We start from the raw sequence: 24,074 nt of genomic DNA on the forward strand, positions 1-24,074 counted from the left end.
AAAGTAGTTATCCTTGTCCCTCCGATATAGGCATGTGATGATTCACCGCCGGCTGAACCCATTTTAATCTCTGTAATGATGCCGTGATTGCACCACTATTAGATACTATTCTGAATAATGGCGGCCTTTACAATATTCTATTTATCAAAGAAATATGAGTATCCTGCCATACATCCTCAGGGCTAATAAATCCTTTCGGATTATATGCAATGTTAACTCCGGCATTGTTGAAGCAAGCGTAGACGAGTTCAGAGCAAATGTACTCCCTGTCCTTTTTCGCTTTTCCTTTCCCAAGTGCGATCCTCGCAAGGATGCGTGCTATTTCTTCTTTATCATATGGGCGGGTTAGCTCATTAAGACCAAAAGCGGCTATTTGCTCAACGGCAGATTTAGCCAACGTATCATATCGAGCAAGAACAACCCGGCCTTTATAAGGTTTTCCAATATCATCATAATCAGATAGATATTTTGATAATGGAGCGAGTCGTACCCCCATATCTTCCACGCTTTCCAGGAGCAACACGCGATCAATTTGCGGTAAAACAAAAACAATCCCCACATGGCTCCATGGCGAATCCGTCACCTTTTCAATTGCTTTTGATACCAGGTAGTCTCCGGAGGCGAAAAAAAGGTCACCTGATTTTAGCGTTTCACGCAACGTGGCATAATTAACCACTTTCATCGCTTTGACTTGTGCTAAATCAATATGCTTTGGCATATGAACCTCGAAGAGAAAAAGGGTGGCATTAAAAGCTTATCCAACCTGGTGCCATATCTCTCTACGAAGAATTTACGAGGCCCGAACTCTTTTTACAGCTGAGGGCGTCCCTGACGGCACGCCCTGTGGTTTACGCCCGAAGGGACATTTAGCTGAATGTTATTTCTATCACTCCCAGGCGCGCTCAGATTTCGCAGCGTCAAACTGCGGCGGCGGTTTGCGAAAGCGTCCGGTCAGGTACGCGAGATAAATCAGCCCTAGCCCGGCCCACACCAGCCCAAGCGTCAGCGATGTCACCTCCAGGTTCACCCACAGTACGGCAACGGTAGCAGCGCCGACCATCGGCAGTACCAGATAGTGCAACTTTTCCTGCCAGGTATGCTTACGTCCTTCACGACGCCAGAAGTGGTTAAACACGGAAAGATTAACGAACGTAAAGGCCACCAGCGCGCCAAAGTTAATCAATGCCGTGGCGGTCACCAGGTCAAAAAACAGCGCCGAGAGTGCCACAATCCCGACCATAATGACGTTCAGCGCAGGCGTGCGCCATTTCGGATGGACATAACCGAAGTACTTCTCCGGAAAGACATTATCGCGGCCCATCACGTACAGTAGACGCGAAACGCTGGCATGCGACGCCAGACCGGATGCCAGCGTATTCACAAAGGTGGTACACAGAAAAATAGACTGGAACAGTTTGCCGCCGACGTACAAGGCAATCTCCGGCAGCGCTGCATCCGGATCTTTAAATCGACTAATGTCCGGGAAGAACAACTGCATAAAGAACGAGGCGGCAATGAAGATCAGTCCGCCGTACAGCGCGGTGAGAAAAATGGCTTTCGGGATAGTACGTGCGGCATCTGGCGTCTCTTCTGAAAGCGTCGTCACCGCATCAAAACCGAGAAACGAAAAGCAGACGATGGTCGCCCCGGTAATAATCGGGATCAGATGCGCATTCTGACTGACAAACGGTTGCAGCGACCAGACGGTGCCGACCCCTTCGCCTTTATGCAGCCCCTGCACCACAAGGAAAATGAATACCACTATTATCGCGACCTGCACCAGTACAAACAGTGCATTAAAGTTCGCCACCAAATTAACGCTTTTCAAATTTGCCGCGGTGAGGATCGCCACGAACACCACCACCCAAATCCATGGAGCAACCCCCGGGAACAGCGCGGAAAGGTAAATTTTCGCCAGCAGAACGTTAATCATCGGCAGGAAAAGATAATCAAGCAGTGACGACCAGCCAACCATAAACCCCACATGCGGGTTGATCGCTTTTTGCGCATAGGTGTAAGCCGAACCGGCTTGTGGAAACTGGCGTACCAGCTTGCCGTAACTGATGGCGGTAAACAGTACACCCGCCAGAGCCAGCAGGTAGGACGCCGGAACATGACCATTACTGATACCTGAAACAATGCCAAAGGTATCAAACACCGTCATCGGCGTGAGGTAAGCCAGCCCCATCACCACCACCTGCCACAGCTTGAGAGATTTGCGCAGCTGTGCTTTGCCTGGCTGGGCTGCGAGATCGGCAGAAGAATTAGTCGACATAGCTTTCCTCCCCGCTACGCGCCCAGATCTGCGTTCGAAACGTGGGTACAGCAGATCGGGGTCGTGTCGGGGCGAACCGCCAAAAATAAGATGTTAATGTCATACGGTACAAAAGTGGTCCGTAATTACTGCGGGAGCCATGGATGCTCACGCGGGGCGGGTTTTTAAACATTGGCATCATCACATTTCCTCGTCACAAACTCTGTCGGTTATCTGAAGACCCGTTGTCGCCCGCGCTCCATTACGCGACATCCGGGAAATGGCAGGTAGTCCTGCAATTTTGACGGGCTGGCTCCGCTCAGCCCGCATGATGCGACTTCTTTTTAAATGGCCTGCAGGGTAGTCAGGCGTTTTTCAACATCCACTCAATTTCCGTGTCGGTAATCAGGCGTTCAAACTGGATCAGCTCATCGTTTTTACAGGCGTGGTATACGTGGCTAAAACGTTCACCAAGTAATTCGCGCAAACGATCGTTTTGCATAAACTCCCACAGCGCATCGCTCTGACGGATAGGAAACGGTAACCCTTCCTGTTCCAGGCCGTTACCTTCCACCTCTTCCTGCAACGGCAGATCGTTATCCAGACCGTGAAGGATCCCGGCCAGAATGGTCGACATTACCAGATACGGATTGGCATCCGCCCCCGCCACGCGATATTCAACCCGATGGTTATCACGATCGCCGCAAGGAATGCGCAGCGCCACCGTACGATTGTTATGCCCCCAGGAAGCCTGGGTTGGAACATACATCCCCGGCTGGAAGCGGCGATAAGAGTTCACATTCGGCGCCAACAGCGCCATTGACGCGGGCATCAGATCAATCATCCCGGCAAGCGCACGCTTAAGTAACGCAGAATCATCGCCATTCGCATCGGCCAGTACGTTCTCGCCTTTATTATTCATAATGCTGATGTGGATATGCATCCCGCTCCCTGCATGCTCCTCATAAGGTTTTGCCATAAACGTGGCATGCATCTTGTGTTTCTCCGCCACCAGCCGTACCAGGCGTTTCAGTGCCAGCGCATCGTCGCAGGCGTCGAGCACGTTATCGGTATGGTAGAGGTTGATTTCAAACTGCCCGGGAGAGGCTTCAGCCACTGCACCGTCAGCCGGGATCAATTGTAAACGGGCCAGTTCATCAATATCGTTCAGGACATCTGCAAAGTGGTTCAGGTTATCAACGGAGTAAACCTGGCTTTGAGTATTACGATCGTCCGTACCCGGCGCGCACGGCGGCTGCAGATAACCTTCAGGATCGCGCTTACGATCGAGTAAATAGAACTCCAGCTCTACCGCTACGACGGGGAACAGACCGCGCTGGCGAAGTTTCTGCCAGAGTCGGTTCAGAACGTTCCGCGGCTCAACGTCAAAGGGAGCGCCATCTTCATCCAGCATCGTCAGCATCATCTGCGCAATAAATTCCGGATCGGCAGCCGAAGGGGTTAATGTGCCTGGTACCGGTACACAGGTCCGATCCGGCTCGCCAAGCTCCTGACCTAATCCCGCCTCTTCGACCACATTGCCGAGAATATCCATCGCGAAAACGGATGCCGGAAAATAGCAGCCTTTCTCTAACTTATGTAATCCCGCAACCGGAAGGCGCTTACCGCGAAAACACCCATTAAGATCGGTTAACAGCACATCCACATACTGCGTATTGGGATAGCGTTCCAGATACTGCTTAACCTCACGCGCAAACGCGCTACTTCGTCTCTCTTCAGAATGCTGCACAAAATTCTCAACTTCTACGATATTGGTTTCCATGATTCACCGCCGTTGGCCTGTAAGCTGTTCTGTGATTTGACTGTTAAATATAATGTCCACCCTTCGACTCTGGATGCAAATAAATTGTTTGTCAAATGTTAAATTAAGTTTGCTAGAAGGTTATTCCACTGCTAGATTGAGAAAATAATGAACGGAATGGCACAACATGGAACCGTTTGGCAATAATTTATTCCAAAACGTGAGGTCGATCATGGGCAATATATTTGACAAGCCAGTTATTGGTGTAGTGATGTGTAGAAACAGGCTTAAGGGTCATGAGACCCAGACTCTGCAAGAAAAGTACCTGAATGCGGTATTACATGCCGGTGGATTACCGATAGCGCTGCCTCATGCACTCGCGGAACCCGAATTACTGAACGCACTGTTACCAAAACTGGATGGTATCTTCCTGCCTGGAAGCCCAAGCAACGTGCAGCCGCACCTCTATGGTGAAAATGGCGATGAGTCTGACGCCGATCCCGGGCGTGATCTTCTGAGCATGGCGCTAATTACCGCCGGGCTCGAAAGGCGCATTCCCATTTTCGCCATCTGCCGGGGCTTACAGGAATTAGTTGTCGCCACTGGCGGGACTCTGTATCGTCGCCTGTGCGATCACTCACAGTTTCTGGAACATCGTGAAGATGCGGAACTCCCGGTGGAGCAGCAATATGCGCCATCTCATGAAGTTCAGGTTCAACAGGGAGGATTGCTATCTCAGCTAATACCAGGTTGCAGCACGTTTTGGGTTAACTCCTTGCATGGTCAGGGTGCAAAAACCCTTGGCCCGCAGTTGCGCGTGGAAGCACGCTCGCAGGACGGATTAGTGGAAGCAGCCAGCGTTCAAGACCATCCTTTCGCGCTCGGCGTGCAGTGGCACCCGGAATGGAACAGTAGCGAATACGCCCTGTCGCGTATGTTACTTGAAGGTTTTATCACCGCTTGTCAGAACCACCTCGCTGAAAAACAGCGACTCTGACTACTACAGTTAAGGAAATGCAATTATGAGCGATGACGGCCTGGCGCCGGGTAAACGTTTGTCAGAGATCCGCCAGCAATTGGGTCTTTCGCAGCGTCGTGCCGCCGAACTGTCTGGGTTAACGCATAGCGCCATCAGCACCATAGAGCAGGATAAAGTTAGTCCTGCCATCAGTACGCTGCAAAAGCTATTGAAAGTCTATGGGCTGTCGCTCTCCGAGTTCTTCGCGGAACCGGAAAAGCCTGACGAACCGCAGGTGGTTATCAATCAGGAGGATTTGATTGAGATCGGAAGTCAGGGAGTATCCATGAAGCTGGTACACAACGGCAATCCGAATCGTACGCTGGCAATGATGTTTGAGACCTATCAGCCAGGCACGACAACCGGGGAGAGAATTAAACATCAGGGTGAAGAGATTGGCACAATACTGGAAGGTGAAGTGATACTGACCATCAACGGTCAAACGTATCATCTTGTTGCAGGACAAAGTTATGCCATTAACACCGGCATACCCCATAGCTTCAGCAACACCTCGGCAGGGATCTGCCGCATCATCAGTGCCCACACTCCCACCACATTCTAATTAGTACCGGCCTGAGTTTCTCAGGCCTTCTTAAATAACGCGCATTAACAGGGTACATCCCTGGGGCATCGTGCAGCCTGATTTTGCCTGAATAGATCAGCAACGAACTTTATCTTATTGATATAAAAGGAGTAGCTATGAACTTTCAGAATCTTAAATATTGGCGTGAGAAAGCCAGCCATTATTCGCCAGAAACCCGTTTATTTATTAACGGCGAATATTGCGCGGCCGCCGATAACGAAACCTTTATTACGCTGGATCCAGCAGGACAGCGCCCACTGGCGAAAGTCGCCCGCGGCAAAAAAGCGGATGTAGACCGCGCGGTCACCGCAGCCCGCAGCGTCTTTGAACGTGGGGACTGGTCGCAAGCATCACCCGCAGAGCGCAAAGCAGTACTGCACACGCTCGCGGATTTAATGGAGCAGCATCACGAGGAGCTGGCGCTACTGGAAACACTCGACACCGGTAAACCTATCCGCCATAGCCTGCGTGATGATATTCCAGGCGCAGCGCGCGCCATCCGTTGGTACGCCGAAGCGATAGATAAAGTCTATGGCGAAGTAGCCACCACCTCGGTAAACGATCTGGCGCTGATTGTGCGCGAGCCGGTGGGTGTAATTGCGGCTATCGTGCCGTGGAATTTTCCCCTGCTGCTGGCCTGCTGGAAGCTAGGTCCGGCATTGGCTGCGGGCAACAGCGTGATCCTCAAGCCTTCGGAGAAATCACCGCTGACCGCGATTCGCCTGGCCGCACTGGCTAAAAAAGCAGGTTTGCCCGATGGCGTGCTCAGCGTTGTGAGCGGATACGGTCATGAAGCAGGCCAGGCGCTGTCTCAGCACCCGGATGTCGATGTGATCACTTTTACCGGATCGACTCGCACCGGCAAACAACTACTCAAGGACGCTGGCGACAGCAATATGAAACGCGTCTGGCTGGAAGCCGGCGGTAAAAGCGCCAACATCGTGTTCGCTGACTGCCCGGATCTGCCGAAAGCCGCCGCCAATGCCGCGGCAGGTATTTTCTATAACCAGGGCCAGGTTTGTATTGCCGGTACGCGTCTGCTGCTGGAAGAGAGTATTGCCGACGAGTTCATCGCGCTTTTAAAAGAACAGGCGAAAAACTGGCAGCCGGGCAACCCGCTGGATCCGGAAACCACGATGGGCACGCTTATCGACAACACGCATGCCGACACCGTACACAGTTTTATTCGCGACGGTGAAGCGCAAGGCACGCTGGCGCTGGATGGCCGCAGCCACGTACACCCGGCGGCCATCGGCCCGACTATTTTTGTCGACACCGCGCCGCAAGCCCACGTCAGTCGCGATGAGATCTTCGGGCCGGTACTGGTCATCACCCGTTTTAGCAGTGAAGCCGAAGCTCTGGCGCTGGCCAACGACAGTGACTACGGTCTGGGCGCCGCAGTCTGGACCCGTGATTTGTCGCGCGCGCACCGCATGAGTCGCCGCCTGAAGGCCGGTTCCGTTTTCGTGAACAACTATAACGACGGTGATATGACCGTGCCATTCGGCGGCTATAAACAAAGCGGTAACGGACGCGATAAATCCCTGCATGCGCTGGAAAAATTTAGCGAATTAAAAACCATCTGGATCTCCCTGGAGTCTTAATCATGACTGAACATACCAGCAGTTATTACGCCGCAAGCGCCAATCAGTACGAACCGTTTCCTACCCTTAGCGAATCGGTGAGCTGTGATGTTTGCGTCGTCGGCGGCGGTTATACCGGACTCTCCTCTGCCCTACATTTATCAGAGATGGGTTACGACGTAGTGCTACTGGAATCCGCACGAATTGGCTTCGGGGCCAGCGGGCGCAACGGCGGCCAGTTGGTAAACTCCTACAGTCGCGATATCGACGTCATTGAACGCACCTACGGCCCGGACGCCGCTAAAATGCTTGGCAGTATGATGTTTGAAGGCGGCAATATCATTCGCGAACGTATCAAACGTTATCAGATCGACTGCGACTATCGTCCTGGCGGGCTGTTTGTGGCTCTGAACCACAAGCAGATGGAAACGCTGGAGGAGCAGAAATCGAACTGGGAACGCTACGGCAATACGCAGCTTGAACTGTTAGACAGCAGCGAAATTCGCCGCGAAGTCAGCAGCGATCGTTATGTCGGGGCACTGCTCGACCACAGCGGTGGTCATATTCATCCGCTCAACCTGGCGATTGGCGAGGCTAACGCCATTCGTCTGAACGGTGGGCGCGTCTTCGAACAATCGCCTGTGACGCGTATTCAGCACACCACCCCGGCGGTAGTTAGCACCGAAAAAGGTCAGGTTACGGCACGTTTTGTGATTGTCGCGGGCAACGCCTACCTCGGCGACAAACTGGAACCTGCGCTGGCAAAAAGCAGCATGCCATGCGGCACGCAGGTGTTAACCACCGAACCGCTGTCGGCGGAGATGGCGCGCTCGCTGATCCCGAAAAACTACTGTGTGGAAGATTGTAACTACCTGCTGGATTACTACCGTCTGACCGGCGATAACCGCCTGCTGTACGGCGGTGGCGTAGTCTACGGCGCCCGCGATCCGGACGATATTGAGCGTCTGGTGATGCCGAAACTGCTGAAGACCTTCCCGCAATTGCAGGGGGTAAAGATTGATTACCGCTGGACCGGTAATTTTCTGTTAACCCTGTCGCGCATGCCGCAGTTCGGTCGTCTTGATAGCAACATTTACTATATGCAGGGCTACAGCGGCCACGGCGTGACCTGTACTCACCTGGCCGGACGCCTGATTTCCGAACTACTGCGCGGGGATGCCGAGCGTTTTGACGCGTTCGCCAAACTGCCGCACTACCCGTTCCCGGGAGGCCGCAGCCTGCGCATTCCGTTTACCGCCATGGGAGCGGCATATTACAGCTTACGCGATCGCCTTGGGGTTTAAGTTCTTCCGCGATAAACCCGACGCACAGGGTGGTCCCCCCTGTGCGTTTTTTTATTGCCAAAAAGCGAAAAACAGATAACAGGCACGAAAATATCGCAATAGGACATAACCACATTCTTTGCATTGTTTCTCCCCGCTAATCGGATAGGCTTTTTTAGATTATCGCTGGCGGCGTACGCCAGAACTCAACGGGGGAAGAAACGCGTGTTATGAATACGAATAACGAGGAGACCTTTTATCAGACGATGCGCCGCAAGGGCGTGAGCAGACGCAGTTTTCTTAAATATTGTAGTCTCGCGGCAACATCGCTAGGGTTGGGAGCCGGAATGACGCCCAGAATCGCCTGGGCGCTGGAAAACAAACCCCGGATCCCGGTCGTCTGGATCCACGGTCTGGAATGCACCTGCTGTACCGAATCATTTATCCGCTCCTCTCACCCACTCGCCAAAGACGTCATCCTCTCTCTGATTTCCCTTGATTACGACGACACCCTGATGGCAGCCGCCGGAACACAGGCCGAAGAGGTTTTTGAAGACATTCTAAGCCGCTACCACGGCCGATACATTCTGGCAGTCGAAGGTAATCCTCCTCTGGGAGAACAAGGGATGTTCTGCATTAGCGGCGGGCGACCGTTTATTGAAAAACTGAAAAGAGCCGCCGCCGGAGCCAGCGCGATCATCGCCTGGGGCACCTGCGCCTCCTGGGGCTGCGTGCAGGCTGCGAGGCCTAACCCAACCCAGGCCACTCCGATCGATAAAGTGATTACCGATAAGCCGATCGTGAAAGTGCCCGGCTGCCCGCCGATTCCGGACGTCATGAGCGCCATAATCACCTACATGGTGACGTTTGACAGACTGCCTGAACTCGACCGTCTGGGGCGTCCGCTGATGTTCTACGGTCAGCGTATTCACGACAAATGTTATCGCCGCGCCCACTTTGACGCTGGAGAGTTCGTTGAAAGTTGGGACGATGACGCTGCCCGCAAAGGCTATTGCCTGTACAAAATGGGCTGCAAAGGGCCAACCACCTATAACGCCTGCTCCACTACCCGCTGGAATGGCGGTGTTTCTTTCCCCATCCAGTCCGGTCACGGTTGTCTGGGGTGTTCGGAGAACGGCTTCTGGGATCGCGGTTCGTTCTACAGCCGCGTGGTCGATATTCCACAGATGGGCACCCATTCAACCGCCGACACAGTGGGCCTCACCGCGCTCGGCGTGGTGGCGGCCAGCGTCGGCGTCCATGCGGTTGCCAGCGCCGTCAATCAACATAACCGCCACAAACAGCAATTAACTGAAGCCGAACAACCGCAGCCGGACAAAGAGGATAACCAGGCATGAGCAATTCGTATCAAACCCAGGGATACACGTTAAACAATGCGGGTCGCCGTCTGGTTGTGGACCCAATAACCCGCATTGAAGGACACATGCGTTGTGAAGTGAACATTGATGAGCAGAACATCATCACCAACGCGGTTTCCTGCGGCACCATGTTCCGCGGACTGGAAATCATTCTGCAGGGGCGCGACCCACGTGACGCCTGGGCGTTTGTCGAACGTATTTGCGGAGTATGCACCGGCGTACATGCCCTGGCATCGGTGTATGCCATTGAAGATGCTATTGGCATCAAGGTACCCGACAACGCCAACATCATTCGCAATATTATGCTGGCCACACTCTGGTGCCACGATCACCTGGTACACTTTTACCAGTTAGCCGGAATGGACTGGATTGACGTTCTGAATGCCCTGAAAGCAGACCCGCGCGCCACATCACAACTTGCCCAAAGCCTTTCCGCCTGGCCAAAGTCCTCCCCAGGCTACTTCTTTGACGTCCAAAATCGCCTGAAGAAATTTGTCGACGGCGGTCAGTTGGGGATTTTCCGCAACGGTTATTGGGGTCACCCGCAGTACAAACTGTCGCCTGAGGCTAACCTGATGGGTTTTGCCCATTATCTGGAGGCACTCGATTTTCAGCGCGAGATCATAAAAATCCATACGGTGTTCGGCGGTAAGAACCCGCATCCTAACTGGATTGTCGGCGGTATGCCGTGCGCGATTAATATCGATCAGCGCGGCGCGGTAGGTGCGGTTGATATGGAACGCCTGAACCTGGTGCAGTCGATAATCACCCGCACCGCCGACTTCATCAACAACGTCATGGTTCCGGACGCGCTGGCTATTGGCCAGTTCAATAAGTCCTGGAGCCAGATTGGCACCGGGCTTTCTGATAAGTGCGTTTTGAGCTATGGCGCGTTCCCGGATATCGCTAACGACTTCAGCCAAAAGAGTCTGCTAATGCCGGGCGGTGCGGTGATTAACGGTGATTTTAAAAACGTGCTGCCAGTGGATCTGGCCGATCAACAGCAAATTCAGGAGTTTGTCGATCATGCCTGGTACCGTTATCCGGACGATCAATTAGGCCGTCACCCGTTCGAAGGGATCACTGAACCCTGGTATAACCCGGGTGATGTCAAAGGCAGCGATATTGATATTCAGCAGCTCAACGAACAGGAACGCTATTCGTGGATTAAAGCTCCGCGCTGGCGCGGACATGCCATGGAAGTTGGCCCACTGGCGCGCACGCTGATTGCCTATCACAAAGGGGATGCCGCCACGATTGAATCCGTCGATCGCATGATGTCTGCCCTCAAGCTGCCGCTGTCAGGTATGCAGTCAACGCTGGGGCGTATTCTGTGTCGCGCACACGAAGCCCAGTGGGCCGTGAGCAAACTGCAATATTTCTTCGACAAGCTGATGACTAACCTGAAAAACGGAAATCTGGCAACCGCAAACACCGAAAAATGGGAGCCAGAGAGCTGGCCGCAGCAGTGCCGCGGGATCGGTTTTACCGAAGCACCGCGCGGCGCGTTAGGTCACTGGGCATCGATTCGCGACGGGAAAATCGATCTCTATCAGTGCGTGGTGCCGACCACCTGGAATGCCAGCCCACGCGATCCAAAAGGACAAATTGGCGCTTACGAGGCGGCATTGATGGGTACTCAAATGGCGATTCCCGATCAGCCATTAGAGATCCTGCGCACTTTGCACAGCTTCGACCCCTGCCTGGCATGTTCAACACACGTGCTCGGCGACGACGGCAGCGAACTCATCGCCGTCCAGGTTCGCTAATCGCTGAGGAAAGGAACGATGACTGGAAAGACATCCCCCCGCGCCGGGGAGGCGCGTGATACCGCTATCAGCCACTATGTGTTTGAAGCACCTGTGCGCCTGTGGCATTGGCTGACGGTCGGCTGCATGTTGGTGTTGATGGTGACCGGCTACTTCATTGGCCGACCACTGCCGTCGGTCAGCGGCGAGGCCACATATCTGTTCTATATGGGCGACATCCGGTTGGTGCATTTCGCCGCCGCCATGGTGTTCACGGTGATCCTGCTGGGTCGCATTTACTGGGCCTTCGTCGGGAACCGCTATTCGCGCGAGCTGTTTATCGTGCCGGTCTGGCGTCGTAGCTGGTGGCATGGCGCGTATTCGGTGGTGCGCTGGTATCTGTTTCTGGAGAAAAAACCGGGAAATGATATCGGCCATAACCCCGTCGCACAGGCGGCAATGTTCGGCTATTTCCTGCTCTCCGTTTTTATGATCCTCACCGGCTTCGCCTTATACAGCGAGCACAGCCAGTACGCCATTTTTACCCCTTTTCGCTATGTGACGGAGTTTTTCTACTGGACCGGCGGCAACTCTCTCGACATCCACAGCTGGCATCGGCTGGGGATGTGGTTCATTGCGGCCTTCATTGTTGGTCATGTCTACATGGCGATTCGCGAGGACATCATGTCTGACGATACCGTCATCTCCACCATGGTCAACGGCTACCGTAGCCACAAATTTAACCGTCGTCAGCACGACAAGGAGGCGTTATGAGTGAACCACACGTCATCGTGATGGGCCTAGGCAACCTGCTGTGGGCAGACGAAGGATTTGGCATTCGCGTCGCCGAGCGCCTGTACGCCCATTATCACTGGCCGGAATACGTTGAAATCGTCGACGGCGGCACGCAGGGACTGAATCTGCTGGGCTACGTTGAGCAGGCCAGTCATTTGCTACTGTTGGACGCCATCGACTACGGACTCATGCCGGGTACCCTGCAAACCTACGCCGGTGAAAAAGTCCCCAGTTACCTCAGCGCCAAAAAAATGAGTCTGCACCAGAACAGTTTCTCCGAAGTGCTGGCGCTGGCGGACATTCGCGGTCATTTGCCCCCGCACATCGCCCTTGTAGGACTTCAACCGGTACAGCTGGACGACTATGGCGGCAGCCTGACCGACATCGCCCGCGCTCAGCTTCCGGCGGCGGAGCAGGCCGCACTTACGCAACTGGCTGCGTGGGGGATTGTGCCACAAACCAACGATGACACGCGTTGCCTGAACTATGAATGTCTGTCGATGGAAAACTATGAAGGCGTGCGTATTCGCCAGTATCGCGTAACGCTGGAGAGATAAGCAAGATGTTGAATGACAACCCGTTTTCTACTCTATGGCAACGTATGATAGCGCGAGGCTGGCAGCCGCTAAACGCCTCCGAACTGGATGACTGGGTAACCCACGTTCGCGACGGTGTGGTGCTGCTCAGTAGCGATCCCCGCCGGACTCCCGAAGTCAGCGATAACCCGGTGATGATGGCTGAGTTGCTCCGCGAGTTTCCCCAGTTTGACTGGCATATCGCCATGACGGATCTTGAGCACAGTGAGGCGATTGGCGATCGTTTTGGCGTATTCCGCTTTCCAGCCACACTGGTGTTTATCCACGGCGAACTGCGCGGCATTCTCAGCGGTATCCACCCGTGGGCCGATCTGCTTAACCTGATGCGCCCGTTAGTTGAACCACACATGCCGCCGGAGTCCGTACGATGAGCGACACTTTTTTTCATCTTCTGGGGCCGGGGACGCAGCCAAATGATGACAGCTTCAGCATGAATCCTTTGCCCCTTACCTGCCAGGTTAACAGCGACCCCAGCATGGCGTCCCTGGAAAACTGCCCGCACAGTCCGGCGGTAATGGGATTGTTAGCCGATGTGCGCCACCAGCTCAGGAGGTGTATTCCGGCCAAACAGGACGTGCTGGGGTGGGAATTATCCGCGCTCAACGCAGACGATCTCACGTTTTTAAATACGCTACTCGGCGAAGGCGAAGTTTCAGTGCGCATCCAGCATGCTGACGGCAGAACGAGCGAAATTCAGGAGTCGATTTTCTGCGGTATCTGGCGGGTACGTAGTCAGAATGACAAGGGACAGTGGGAGGAGCATCTGGAAGCAGGTAGCGCGCCGCGGGCGCTGTGGCTGGCGGCAACATTCAATACACTGCCGGACGACAGCTTGTTGCCCCCGCCGGTGGACGGGCTAATGAATGGCCTGACGCTGGCACAGGAACTGCTGGCGCACGTGCGCGATCCGGCCTTGCAACCCCATAGCATTAACCTCACCCAACTGCCGATTAGCGATGCGGATCGCCTGTTTCTTGCTCGATTATGTGGCGAAGGACGCATCCAGATCCGCACTATCGGTTACGGCGAGAGCCAAATCGATGCCACGGCGCTGCGCCATGTCTGGCATGTGCGCTGTCTGGATACCCTGAAAGGGCTTCTGCTCGAAAGTTATGAGATCTGCCCATTACCAGAGCTGGTGCAGGCTGCGCCGGAAGATCTTCGCGACTCGCTCCAGCGCCTGGATGAAGTCTGCGGCTGGCTGGCATCCGGCCCACCGGCCTGAACATTCTCTTCGGACCCGCGTATTTTTTGCAGCGGGTCTGACGTTTTCTTCCTTACCTATTCTCTCTCTAATGCCTGATGGAGTTCGCATGTGGGACGTCATTGACTTATCGCGTTGGCAGTTTGCGCTGACCGCGCTATACCATTTTCTGTTTGTTCCCCTGACGTTGGGGCTGATTTTTATGCTGGCCATCATGGAAACCATTTATGTGGTGACCGGCAAAACAGTCTACCGAGACATGACACGTTTCTGGGGTAAGTTATTTGGGATTAACTTTGCGCTCGGCGTGGCGACCGGCCTGACCATGGAGTTTCAGTTCGGTACTAACTGGTCGCTGTATTCCAACTACGTGGGTGATATTTTCGGCGCGCCTCTGGCAATGGAAGCCCTGCTGGCCTTCTTCCTCGAATCGACGTTCGTTGGTCTGTTCTTCTTCGGCTGGCAACGCTTAACCAAATACCAACACCTGATGGTCACCTGGCTGGTCGCGTTTGGTTCTAATATCTCGGCCCTGTGGATCCTCAACGCCAACGGCTGGATGCAATATCCCACCGGCGCTCACTTTAATATTGATACCTTGCGTATGGAGATGAGCAGCTTTAGCGAGCTGGTCTTTAACCCCATCAGCCAGGTGAAATTTGTACATACCGTGATGTCCGGTTATGTCACAGGCGCTATGTTTGTGATGTCCATCAGCGCCTGGTATCTATTGCGGGGTCGCAATCGCGAGTTCGCCCAACGCTCCTTCGCAGTGGGCTCCGTCTTTGGCACGTTGGCGATTCTCGGCACCCTGCAACTGGGTGACAGCTCAGCCTATGAGGTGGCACAACGCCAGCCGGTAAAACTGGCAGCAATGGAAGGTGAATGGCAGACCGAGCCAGCACCAGCCCCCTTTCATCTGATCGCCTGGCCGCAGCAAGAACAAGAACGCAACGCCTTTGCCGTGAAGATACCGGCTCTGCTGGGCATCCTGGCGACGCACTCTTTAGACACGCCTGTTCCCGGGCTGAAAAACCTGATGGCGGATGCTCTCCCCCGCCTGCAACGAGGTCGGGAAGCGTGGCTGCTGATGCAGGAAATCGCCAAAGGTAACCGTACGCCACAGGTGCTCAAGGCGTTTTACGACGTGGAAAAAGATCTGGGTTACGGCATTCTGCTGGCAAACTACGCGCCTGATATGAACCATGTCACTCCTGAGCAATATCAGGCCGCGCAACGCAGCGCAATCCCGCAAGTTGCGCCGGTATTCTGGAGCTTTCGCATCATGATTGCATGCGGTTCGCTGCTGTTGCTGGTAATGGCGATTGCGCTAATACAAACCTTACGCAGGCGCATCGACCAGCATCGCTGGGTGCTGCGCATGACGCTGTGGAGCTTGCCGCTACCGTGGATTGCCATTGAAGCTGGCTGGTTTATGACGGAGTTTGGCCGTCAGCCGTGGGCGATTCAGGATATTTTGCCAACCTGGTACGCCCACTCCGCGCTGACCGCAGGCCAGTTGTCCTTCTCCATGGGGCTAATCCTGACGCTTTACACTTTGTTCTTAATTGCAGAGGTCTACCTGATGCAGAAATACGCGCGTCTGGGCCCGGATACGATGCAACGTCAGCAACCGGCGCAACAACAGGGATAAAGGAGATAATCATGTTGGATTATGAAACGTTGCGGCTCATCTGGTGGCTGCTGATTGGCATCATCCTGGTGGCATTTATGGTCACCGACGGGTTTGATATGGGGGTTGGTTGCCTGTTGCCGCTGATCGCGCGCAACGACGAGGAACGTCGGGTAATAATCAATAGTGTCGGGGCGCACTGGGAAGGTAATCAGGTGTGGCTCATTCTGGCGGGCGGCGCATTATTCGCAGCCTGGCCGCGGGTCTATGCCGCCGCATTTTCGGGGTTTTATGTGGCGATGATTCTGGTGTTGTGCGCGCTCTTTTTTCGCCCGCTGGCCTTTGATTACCGTGGAAAAATAGCCAATGCACGCTGGCGCGCCATGTGGGACACAGGGTTGGTGATCGGCAGTCTGGTGCCGCCGGTTATCTTCGGCGTGGCGTTCGGTAATCTGTTTTTAGGGGTACCTTTTCTCTTCACGCCACAGCTTCATGTGCACTATCTGGGTACCTTCTGGCAGCTACTTTCTCCTTTTGCCCTGCTGTGCGGCGCATTAAGCCTGATGCTGGTTATTCTGCAGGGAGGCGTGTGGTTACAGTTGAAAACCGACGGCATACTTCGCCAGCGTGCGTTATCTGCCACCCGCCGCAGCGCGATGCTGGTAGTTCTCTGTTTCCTGCTAGCCGGATACTGGCTGTGGACGGGGATTGACGGCTTTGTGCTGCTTAACCAGGATCCTAATGGTCCTTCCAACCCGCTATTAAAAGTCGTAACGATCGCACCGGGCGCGTGGATGGGGCACTTTGAAAACTCACCTTCACTGCTGTTGATCCCGCTATTGGGCATGATTTTCCCGATGCTGACACTTTATACCTGCGACCAGCATCGGGCCGTGTGGGGATTTTTGTTTGCTTCGTTGACTCAGGCCTGCGTGATCTTCACCGCCGGCATTACCCTGTTTCCATTTGTGATGCCTTCAAGCGCGTATCCGCTCTCCAGCCTGACGGTGTGGGACAGTACCTCCAGCCAGATGACGCTCAGCATCATGCTGATTATTGTGCTGATTTTTTTACCGATCGTTCTGCTTTATACCGTGTGGAGTTATTACAAGATGCTGGGGCGCATAAATGTAGAAACGATCCGCCGCGACAACCACGAACTTTATTAGGGAGGAGTGTACGATGTGGTATCTATTTTGGTTTGTCGGCATTCTGCTGATGTGCGCGCTCTCCACACTGGCGCTGGTCTGGCTTGAGCCCCGGCTGAAATAATCCTGAAACCGGAGGGAGCGATGGACTGTCTCCGGTTTATTTTTGATTGCTGCAAGCCATACCGTATTTAAATATTATTTTCCTAAAACCATGCAGGTTTATGCTACACCTAAGATTTAATTATACTCCTGCCAGTTTACACAACCTGATTTATAAATCAGGATCGCTAATCTGGTGACTCACCATCCAGTATAATTTCCAGCTAATGAACAAGGTTGTCCATGAAGTATTTAGTAGCAGTGTTAATCCTTTCTTATTCAACATTTGCGATGTGTAGCGAGAAAACGTTGTATGCGATCAATCCGACCGCATTCGTTTATCATGCCTATAATCCAGCCAAAAGCTATACCCAATACTTTCAGAATCAGTATGTTGCTTTTGAGAGAAGGCTTAGCCCGGATTCTGACTATAGTTTGGCCATCGGTTCACTGAAAAATAGTTTTGCTGACAGATGTTTACTGCTAGGCGTACGCAAAGACTGGATTACCGAGGGACGCTGGATCTTTAAAGGTGGATATGCCTATGCCGGGGAGTTTTTCCTCAACACCTTTAGCCATTGTGGCGATGAAGGAGTCTATAAAAACATTAAGGATGTTACCGGCATAGGATTTGCGCCTTACATCTATCATGCTTTGCAATATAACATTAATAAATCTGCCAGTGTTGAAGGTGGGGTGATATTACCTGGGATTGTTATTTTCAGCGTACAACTGCACTTTTAGTAATGGATATCCAATTGTTATCTCAATTATCACAAAATAAGATAATTTTATTTAGCCATTAATACCACAATCATTATTTAGTTGATAAATCTCATCAACTCCCCTCCGAATTCATATAACACAGACAAAAATTTTCACGGTATATAGTTAGTTATGAAAGTAAAAACATTGTTATATTCCTGGCTGTTAATCAACTCAGGCGCGTCAGCGCAGCCTTTGACTATTGATCCCCAAGATATTGCTGGCAATTTTCCCGATAACGCCACCTCCAAAATTACCGCCATTGCCGAAAATGGTTCTCATGCGGTGGGAACGGTCACCATCAAGCAAAACAGCCAGGCGTTTATTATCAATCTGGATAATATTATTGCGCATGATTTAGGTACGTTGCAAAGTGATAACCAGGGGTATTCAGAAGCAACCTCCATTTCCAATGACGGGAGCGTTATTGCAGGTTGGGCGGATACCAATACCAGCAGAAGCCAGGCCTTTGTTTTCCGCATTGGCGATACGCATCTGACGCCAATCGGTACTTTCAGGGCGAATAATATCGGTTATTCCAGCGCTCATGCCTTATCGGGTGACGGTCAGGTGGTTGTTGGAGAGGCTGATGTCGACGCTCGTTATTCTCACGCTTTTCGTTATCTGGTGAGCAGTGGCAGCCTGAGCGATCTGGGCACACTTCGCGCTAAAAATCAGGGTTATTCTTCGGCCACCGCGATTTCAGATGATGGCAGCATTCTTACTGGAAATTCAGATACCGACTACGGTAGCAGTCAGGCCTTTTTCTATCGTGATGGAAGTACTCACCTGACAGGGATAGGGACGCTACGCAGTGACAATAAGGGCAGTTCACAGGCGACAGCCATTTCTGCCGATGGAAAAATCATCGTCGGCTCCGCACAAACCGACAGAGGTGTCAGCCAGGCATTCCGCTATTCTATCGATGAATTACAGATGACAGGATTAGGGTCGCTGCGCGCTGATAATAGCGGTTCTTCGCTGGCCCTGGCCACTTCGGCCGATGGTAACGTTATTGTCGGGAACGCCGCCAGCGACAGTGGCGGGATACAAGCATTTTTGTATAATGCAGGCGATCGGCGCATGACCAATCTTGGATCGCTGCAAACAGATAATAACGGTCCTTCCTACGCTTATGCCATTTCTGCTGATGGTCAGGTTGTTGTCGGTAGCGCGCATACCGATTCAGGCGATTCCCAGGCATACCTGTACCGTCAGGGAAACGCGAAGATGACGGGACTCGGGACTTTACGCCGGGACAACAGCGGCAGTTCTGTGGCGCGGGTTGTTAATCACGATGGAACCCTTATTGCAGGCAGTGCTGACACTGATGCAGGAGAAACTCACGCCACTCTCTGGAGAATAAAATACCCCGCGCCTGTTCCTCCGGTAAATCCGCCCGTGACACCACCGCCGGTTAATCCGCCCGTGACACCACCGCCGGTTAATCCGCCCGTGACACCACCGCCGGTTAATCCGCCCGTGACACCACCGCCGGTTAATCCGCCCGTGACGCCGCCAGCGGTTAATCCGCCCGTGACACCGCCAGCGGTTAATCCGCCCGTGACACCGCCAGCGGTTAATCCGCCCGTGACACCGCCAGCGGTTAATCCGCCCGTGACACCGCCAGCGGTTAATCCGCCCGTGACGCCGCCACAGGACATCCCTCAGGAAAAACCGGAGATCACTATCATTGATGTTATCAATAGCCGCCAGGCAATGGCCGACACAGCAAAGAGAAGCTACCAGGTATTGGATTTATACCAGCAAGCATTAACATCACTGTCGGACCAACGTTGCTATAGTACCCCTGGCAACCGTTACTGCCTGAAGTCTTTTTTCCAGGCCGACGCGATGCAAGGCAATCGCCGGGACAGTGCGGGCTTCAATGCCAGTATGTCACTTCTCGCGGATGGTTCACTGGTATCGGGGATCGCATTGAGTTTTCCGCTCGGAGGCAGGATCAACGATAATTATCGTTTTCGTAACAACCTACACCCTGGTATCGCCGGATATCTGCAATACCACCGGGGAACACAACCCGCAGGATTGACTGTCGCTCTCTCAATGGCAGGGATCCGGGATAACGTTACTATCCAACGTAATACACGAGCTAACACCGAGGCAGGAAAAGGTCACTCGACCATTAAGGGTTATACTGCATCGGCCGAGGCAAGTTATACCTTTGTCGTCTCGGAACCGTTTTTTTTCAGCCCATTTACCGGGCTTCGGTATTCATCCTTAACCCGCGATGGCTATCAGGAGAACAGAGATATAGCCTTCCCTGCACATTTTGAGCGACTTGAAATAGCCACAACAGAATTACAGACCGGGCTCAAAACTCAGTATCAGCTCGCCAAAACGCTCAGGCTCAATTCGCAATTCGGCGTCAGCACCAATCTCTCCAGCCGTTCTAATGGCTTTCAAGGGGATATTGAATATGCCGGGGGATTCAGCAACAAACCTCATGAAAATCATAGATTAAGACCATTCATGGCGATAGGCCTGACGGGTAACGTGACCGCGAATGCCGCCTACACGTTACAGGCGGGGTATCAGAAAAATAGCAGCAATAAAGGCAGCACGCAGGTCGGTTTTAATTTCTCACTAGGATGGTAGCTGGAAATGTAATTTAATTATGCCCTTTTCATCAGCTCTGCAAGACGCTTAATCTGCCGTCCCTGGTTATCGAAATTACCCTCATCGAGCCACATATCGTAGGCGGGTCTGAGCGTCGGGTACTCCCCGTCAATGATTGAGTACCATGCAGTATCACGATTACGTCCACGGGTAACGATAGCCTGACGAAATATGCCTTCAAAACTGAAGCCAAAGCGCTCTGCCGCTTCACGGGAAGGCGCATTTAAAGCATCACATTTCCATTCAAAACGACGATAGCCCAGGTCCTCAAAAACGTACTTTAAAACCAATGACATGACTTCCGTTGACGCTCGCGTGCGTTTCATCAGAGGGGAGTAAGAAATGTGCCCAACCTCAATCACACCATTGGAGGGATCAATACGCATAAGCGCAAACGTACCCACAGGTTTCATACTGGCTAAATCGATCACGGCAAAATGCATGGGATCTGTTTGTTCTTCAATCTTTTTTAAATAAACGAAGAAGGCATCAAAGGTCTCAAAGGGCCCTACCGGCAAGTAAGTCCAGTCGCGAAAATCACTCGCTTCGCAGTACGCTTCGTAAAGACCCTTTGCATGGCGAGCGGCGTTAATACGTTCAAGCTGGCAATAGCGACCTGTAATTTGTTGAGCCTCGGGAAAAGGGGCTCCACGCCAGTCAGACAAAGACATACCAATGGGTTGATGGAATTGATTAAAGATGTCTGACATATCCGTACCTCTTACAAAACAGGATTAAACCCGCGCAGAGTATGATCAAACTGACCAGGCCAAAAGAACCACAATGCGTATTTTTTACGGATCCACTGTATTAATGATAAAAATTGAATAAGTTACAATTTAAATAACCTGAGCAAGGCGACGTATCCCATCAACAATTTCCTCTGACGGATGATTGGCAAAGCCAATTAAAATCCCCTGTCGTAAGACATCCCCGTGGTAATAACGGCTTAGGGAGAGTATTCCCATGCCAAGTAATCTGGCTTTCTCTTCAACTTCATTTCCGGTTAAGCCATTTTGTAGCCAACACACAATATGAACGCCGGAGTCAGAAGGCTGAACGATCATTTTATCAGCGAGATAATCCTGAATGGCATTGACCAGCGTCGTTCTTCTTTCATAGCACGCCTTGCGGATTCGACGCACATGACTGGCATAATGCCCATCCTCAATAAAACTCGTCATCACTGCCTGCTCAAGATAGCTGGTGCCGAGATCGGTAAAATATTTCGTCACCATAATCTGTTCTTTTAAACCAGGAGGGACAACTAAAAAACCTAAACGGAATTCTGGATACATCATTTTAGAAAATGTTCCAGCATAGATTACCCGTTGATTCTGATCTAATCCCTGTAATGCTTGTAAAGAACGATCGGCATACCGGAATTCGCTATTATAATCATCTTCAAATATCCATGCCTGGTTTGACTTCGCCCATTCCAGCAATTCAAAACGCCGGGTTAAACTCAACGATCCGCTTAATGGATATTGATCCGACGGAACAACATAGGCGAGATTAGCGTTTGGAAAATTCTCAATGCCATAGCGGACGTTCATTCCTTCGCTATCTACCTGGACTGGCCTAACCATAGCGCCAACTGACATAAAAACCCCTCGCGCACCTTTGTAACCAGGGTTGTCCAGCCAAACATCACTTCCCGTTGAAAGTAGCGCTCGCGCAGTAATGTTCAATGCCTGTTGGATGCCATTTACGATAATGATCTGATCTTCGTTACAGTTCACTCCACGCGTTGTTTTGATATAACGGCAAACCGCTTTTCTCAGAGGAAGATAGCCGCAAGGATGAGTGTGAGCGCCCAGTTGATACCTGGATTGTCTCCAGACCCGCTGCAGTAGTTTTCCCCATAACGCATGTGGGAAGAGATCCGTGCACCCAACGCCAACCGCAAACAGACGGTTCATGCCGCGCCCTTCATACTCATTCGACCATAAATCCAGAACCGGGTCATTTCGGTTGTTTACTTGTTCATCTGGCGCGACGACTTCCCCTAACTCTATCTTCGGATAACTATTGCTGATACTTAGATCCGGAATATTGTGCGCTACATACGTACCAGACCCTTTTCGGGTCAGGATATACCCTTCATCTAATAACCGGTCATAACCGGCAATCACCGAGTTGCGTGAAATTGACATCATCTCGGACAACGCCCGGGTTGAAGGCATTTTTGTTCCTGCGGGTAATCGGCCTGTAAGAATGTGATCACGGAGTGTGTGATAGATCTGTTCCTTCACGATGCCGTTGCCTAAAACAAATCCTTGAAATAAAGGTGCATTGTTTTTCTTCATTTTATTAACCTTTATGCTAAAAGTGGATCCTATCAATTGATGAAAAGTGTCACTTTACAAGAAGTTATAAAAAATCCAGGATAATCATCCGGGCACATTATTCTTATAATATCAGGATAAATATATGAACGACAAAAAGACTATTACTATAGTAACCGCAGAACAACAAGACTACACCAACTGGCTTCCTTTATGGCTAAACTACCAAACATTTTATCGCACTAAAATTTCCGAGGAAGTAACAAAATTAACATGGGAGCGTTTCCTTACGCCGTGCGAGCCTGTTTATTGTGCTGTCGCTAAATATGATGGAAAAATAGTAGGTCTGGTGCATTATCTCTTTCACCGTTCAACCTGGACAGATTCAAATTATTGCTATCTTGAAGATTTATTTGTTAGCGAAGATGTACGCGGACAACACATCGGTAAACAGCTTATCGAGTATGTTCAACAAGAGGCTCAAAAACACCACGCGTCAAGATTATATTGGCATACACATGAAACCAATCTGCGTGGACAACGCTTGTATGACTGGGTTGCCAAAAAGAGCGGGATGATCGAATATCGTATGTGAGGGAAATGATACTCTGAGCAAACTTTAATTATTCAGTACTTAAAATCAAAGATTAGCCTCTGAGTAAATATACTCAGAGGCTGTATTGGTGATAATCAAGCTGGAGAAGAGGCTGATTTTCATAATTCAGACTTTCTTTAAATTTACTTTGTATTATTACGGCGGCAAGAAAAGCCCCGCGGTCGCGATTAGGTATAGACAATAGCGCGGTAGCAATATGCCAGAGGCCCGGCAAGTTGGTAGGATTCGACCATGTCTACATTCGATAAATGGAGCAAGGCGAGTAACATCACCCGCCCCAGCCTTCATCTAATGGAGTCGATTTACTTAAAATACCAGTGGCTAATACGTCGTCGGCTCAACCGGATGACTGTCTCCCGGAATATGCGGAGATTTAACAAAGACGCCTTTCCACGGAACCTCACCTCTGTTCACCAGAAAATGTGCTTCACCGGGATCGCAGTGCAAAACATCCCCCGAGCCTAACGTGTAGGGCTCACCGTTCAGATATAACGTCACTTCACCTGCCAGGGTATAAAAAATCTCGCAGGCTTCGATGTGACGATGGTTGGGAAAAGACTGACCGGGCTGGAGCATGACGACGCCCATGTCACATACCGGACCGCGAATGAGATATTTCGGGCCGCTATCGCCAAAACGGTACTCATGCTGCGCTTCGTTCGATTTAATCATTGCGA

22 protein-coding genes are annotated in these 24,074 nt (G+C 51.9%); 16 read left to right on the forward strand and 6 right to left on the reverse strand.

Going from position 1 to position 24,074, the window contains the following annotated elements; genetic code table 11:
• Positions 1 to 127: 127 nt before the first annotated feature.
• The 3 genes from NMD08_RS20380 to NMD08_RS20390 form a co-directional block, all read right to left on the reverse strand.
• Complete coding sequence (locus tag NMD08_RS20380; protein ID WP_370618904.1) at positions 128 to 718, reverse strand: YiiX/YebB-like N1pC/P60 family cysteine hydrolase; 591 nt, start codon at positions 716 to 718, stop codon at positions 128 to 130.
• Positions 719 to 886: 168 nt separating this feature from the next.
• Positions 887 to 2,275, reverse strand: coding sequence for an APC family permease (locus NMD08_RS20385; protein ID WP_151224814.1), 1,389 nt, complete (start codon positions 2,273 to 2,275; stop codon positions 887 to 889).
• A 343-nt stretch (positions 2,276 to 2,618) separates the two neighbouring features.
• A complete protein-coding gene (locus NMD08_RS20390) occupies positions 2,619 to 4,037 on the reverse strand; it encodes a glutamine synthetase family protein (RefSeq protein ID WP_151218541.1) in 1,419 nt (472 codons plus the stop codon).
• 211 nt (positions 4,038 to 4,248) lie between these two features.
• On the opposite strand from NMD08_RS20390, the gene puuD reads away from it, so the two are divergent.
• The 15 genes from puuD (at position 4,249) to NMD08_RS20465 (ending at position 20,472) form a co-directional block, all read left to right on the forward strand.
• On the forward strand, positions 4,249 to 5,013 hold the full coding sequence (gene puuD / locus NMD08_RS20395; protein WP_151218540.1) for a gamma-glutamyl-gamma-aminobutyrate hydrolase: 765 nt from the start codon (positions 4,249 to 4,251) through the stop codon (positions 5,011 to 5,013).
• A 25-nt stretch (positions 5,014 to 5,038) separates the two neighbouring features.
• Complete coding sequence (puuR, locus tag NMD08_RS20400) at positions 5,039 to 5,596, forward strand: HTH-type transcriptional regulator PuuR (protein ID WP_006685847.1); 558 nt, start codon at positions 5,039 to 5,041, stop codon at positions 5,594 to 5,596.
• A gap of 137 nt (positions 5,597 to 5,733) precedes the next feature.
• Positions 5,734 to 7,221, forward strand: a complete 1,488-nt coding sequence (puuC, locus tag NMD08_RS20405) for an aldehyde dehydrogenase PuuC (RefSeq protein ID WP_151218539.1) — start codon at positions 5,734 to 5,736, stop codon at positions 7,219 to 7,221.
• 2 nt (positions 7,222 to 7,223) lie between these two features.
• Positions 7,224 to 8,504, forward strand: coding sequence for an FAD-binding oxidoreductase (locus NMD08_RS20410; RefSeq protein WP_151224813.1), 1,281 nt, complete (start codon positions 7,224 to 7,226; stop codon positions 8,502 to 8,504).
• A gap of 209 nt (positions 8,505 to 8,713) precedes the next feature.
• Complete coding sequence (gene hyaA, locus NMD08_RS20415; protein WP_370618906.1) at positions 8,714 to 9,841, forward strand: hydrogenase 1 small subunit; 1,128 nt, start codon at positions 8,714 to 8,716, stop codon at positions 9,839 to 9,841.
• Positions 9,838 to 11,631 carry a Ni/Fe-hydrogenase large subunit gene (gene hyaB / locus NMD08_RS20420; RefSeq protein WP_286540318.1) on the forward strand — a complete coding sequence of 598 codons (1,794 nt, stop codon included), beginning with the start codon at positions 9,838 to 9,840 and terminating at the stop codon, positions 11,629 to 11,631. The genes hyaA and hyaB overlap by 4 nt, the downstream gene beginning before the upstream one ends.
• An 18-nt stretch (positions 11,632 to 11,649) precedes the next feature.
• Positions 11,650 to 12,384 (forward strand): Ni/Fe-hydrogenase b-type cytochrome subunit, encoded by a 735-nt coding sequence (gene hyaC, locus NMD08_RS20425; RefSeq protein ID WP_286540320.1) that lies wholly within the window; start codon positions 11,650 to 11,652, stop codon positions 12,382 to 12,384.
• Positions 12,381 to 12,962, forward strand: coding sequence for a hydrogenase 1 maturation protease (hyaD, locus tag NMD08_RS20430; protein ID WP_151218535.1), 582 nt, complete (start codon positions 12,381 to 12,383; stop codon positions 12,960 to 12,962). Before hyaC ends, hyaD begins: the two co-directional genes overlap by 4 nt.
• Before the next feature lie 5 nt (positions 12,963 to 12,967).
• On the forward strand, positions 12,968 to 13,372 hold the full coding sequence (gene hyaE, locus NMD08_RS20435) for a hydrogenase-1 operon protein HyaE (RefSeq protein ID WP_370618908.1): 405 nt from the start codon (positions 12,968 to 12,970) through the stop codon (positions 13,370 to 13,372).
• Positions 13,369 to 14,226, forward strand: coding sequence for a hydrogenase expression/formation protein (locus tag NMD08_RS20440; RefSeq protein WP_187252970.1), 858 nt, complete (start codon positions 13,369 to 13,371; stop codon positions 14,224 to 14,226). Before hyaE ends, NMD08_RS20440 begins: the two co-directional genes overlap by 4 nt.
• A gap of 88 nt (positions 14,227 to 14,314) precedes the next feature.
• A complete protein-coding gene (appC, locus tag NMD08_RS20445) occupies positions 14,315 to 15,859 on the forward strand; it encodes a cytochrome bd-II oxidase subunit 1 (RefSeq protein ID WP_370618910.1) in 1,545 nt (514 codons plus the stop codon).
• A gap of 11 nt (positions 15,860 to 15,870) precedes the next feature.
• Positions 15,871 to 17,007, forward strand: coding sequence for a cytochrome d ubiquinol oxidase subunit II (appB, locus tag NMD08_RS20450; RefSeq protein ID WP_370618912.1), 1,137 nt, complete (start codon positions 15,871 to 15,873; stop codon positions 17,005 to 17,007).
• A gap of 13 nt (positions 17,008 to 17,020) precedes the next feature.
• Positions 17,021 to 17,110 carry a cytochrome bd-II oxidase subunit CbdX gene (gene cbdX / locus NMD08_RS20455; protein WP_151218531.1) on the forward strand — a complete coding sequence of 30 codons (90 nt, stop codon included), beginning with the start codon at positions 17,021 to 17,023 and terminating at the stop codon, positions 17,108 to 17,110.
• Between the two features lie 221 nt (positions 17,111 to 17,331).
• Positions 17,332 to 17,832, forward strand: a complete 501-nt coding sequence (locus NMD08_RS20460) for a hypothetical protein (protein WP_151218530.1) — start codon at positions 17,332 to 17,334, stop codon at positions 17,830 to 17,832.
• 216 nt (positions 17,833 to 18,048) lie between these two features.
• The gene (locus NMD08_RS20465; RefSeq protein ID WP_370618914.1) at positions 18,049 to 20,472 is read left to right on the forward strand and encodes an autotransporter domain-containing protein; all 2,424 of its coding nucleotides are present in this window, start codon (positions 18,049 to 18,051) and stop codon (positions 20,470 to 20,472) included.
• A 17-nt stretch (positions 20,473 to 20,489) separates the two neighbouring features.
• Here the strand turns inward: NMD08_RS20465 and NMD08_RS20470 are convergent, their stop codons facing one another.
• Both NMD08_RS20470 and NMD08_RS20475 read right to left on the reverse strand, forming a co-directional pair.
• Positions 20,490 to 21,203: a GNAT family N-acetyltransferase gene (locus tag NMD08_RS20470; protein WP_151224203.1), complete on the reverse strand. Its 714-nt coding sequence runs from the start codon at positions 21,201 to 21,203 to the stop codon at positions 20,490 to 20,492.
• A gap of 129 nt (positions 21,204 to 21,332) precedes the next feature.
• Positions 21,333 to 22,802 (reverse strand): PLP-dependent aminotransferase family protein, encoded by a 1,470-nt coding sequence (locus tag NMD08_RS20475; RefSeq protein WP_187252974.1) that lies wholly within the window; start codon positions 22,800 to 22,802, stop codon positions 21,333 to 21,335.
• Positions 22,803 to 22,926: 124 nt separating this feature from the next.
• On the opposite strand from NMD08_RS20475, the gene NMD08_RS20480 reads away from it, so the two are divergent.
• The gene (locus NMD08_RS20480) at positions 22,927 to 23,376 is read left to right on the forward strand and encodes a GNAT family N-acetyltransferase (RefSeq protein ID WP_151224201.1); all 450 of its coding nucleotides are present in this window, start codon (positions 22,927 to 22,929) and stop codon (positions 23,374 to 23,376) included.
• A gap of 342 nt (positions 23,377 to 23,718) precedes the next feature.
• Here the strand turns inward: NMD08_RS20480 and NMD08_RS20485 are convergent, their stop codons facing one another.
• On the reverse strand, positions 23,719 to 24,069 hold the full coding sequence (locus NMD08_RS20485) for a dimethylsulfonioproprionate lyase family protein (protein WP_151218525.1): 351 nt from the start codon (positions 24,067 to 24,069) through the stop codon (positions 23,719 to 23,721).
• Positions 24,070 to 24,074: the final 5 nt, after the last annotated feature.

It is taken from the genome of Citrobacter meridianamericanus (assembly GCF_041320245.1).
Lineage (GTDB): Bacteria > Pseudomonadota > Gammaproteobacteria > Enterobacterales > Enterobacteriaceae > Citrobacter > Citrobacter meridianamericanus.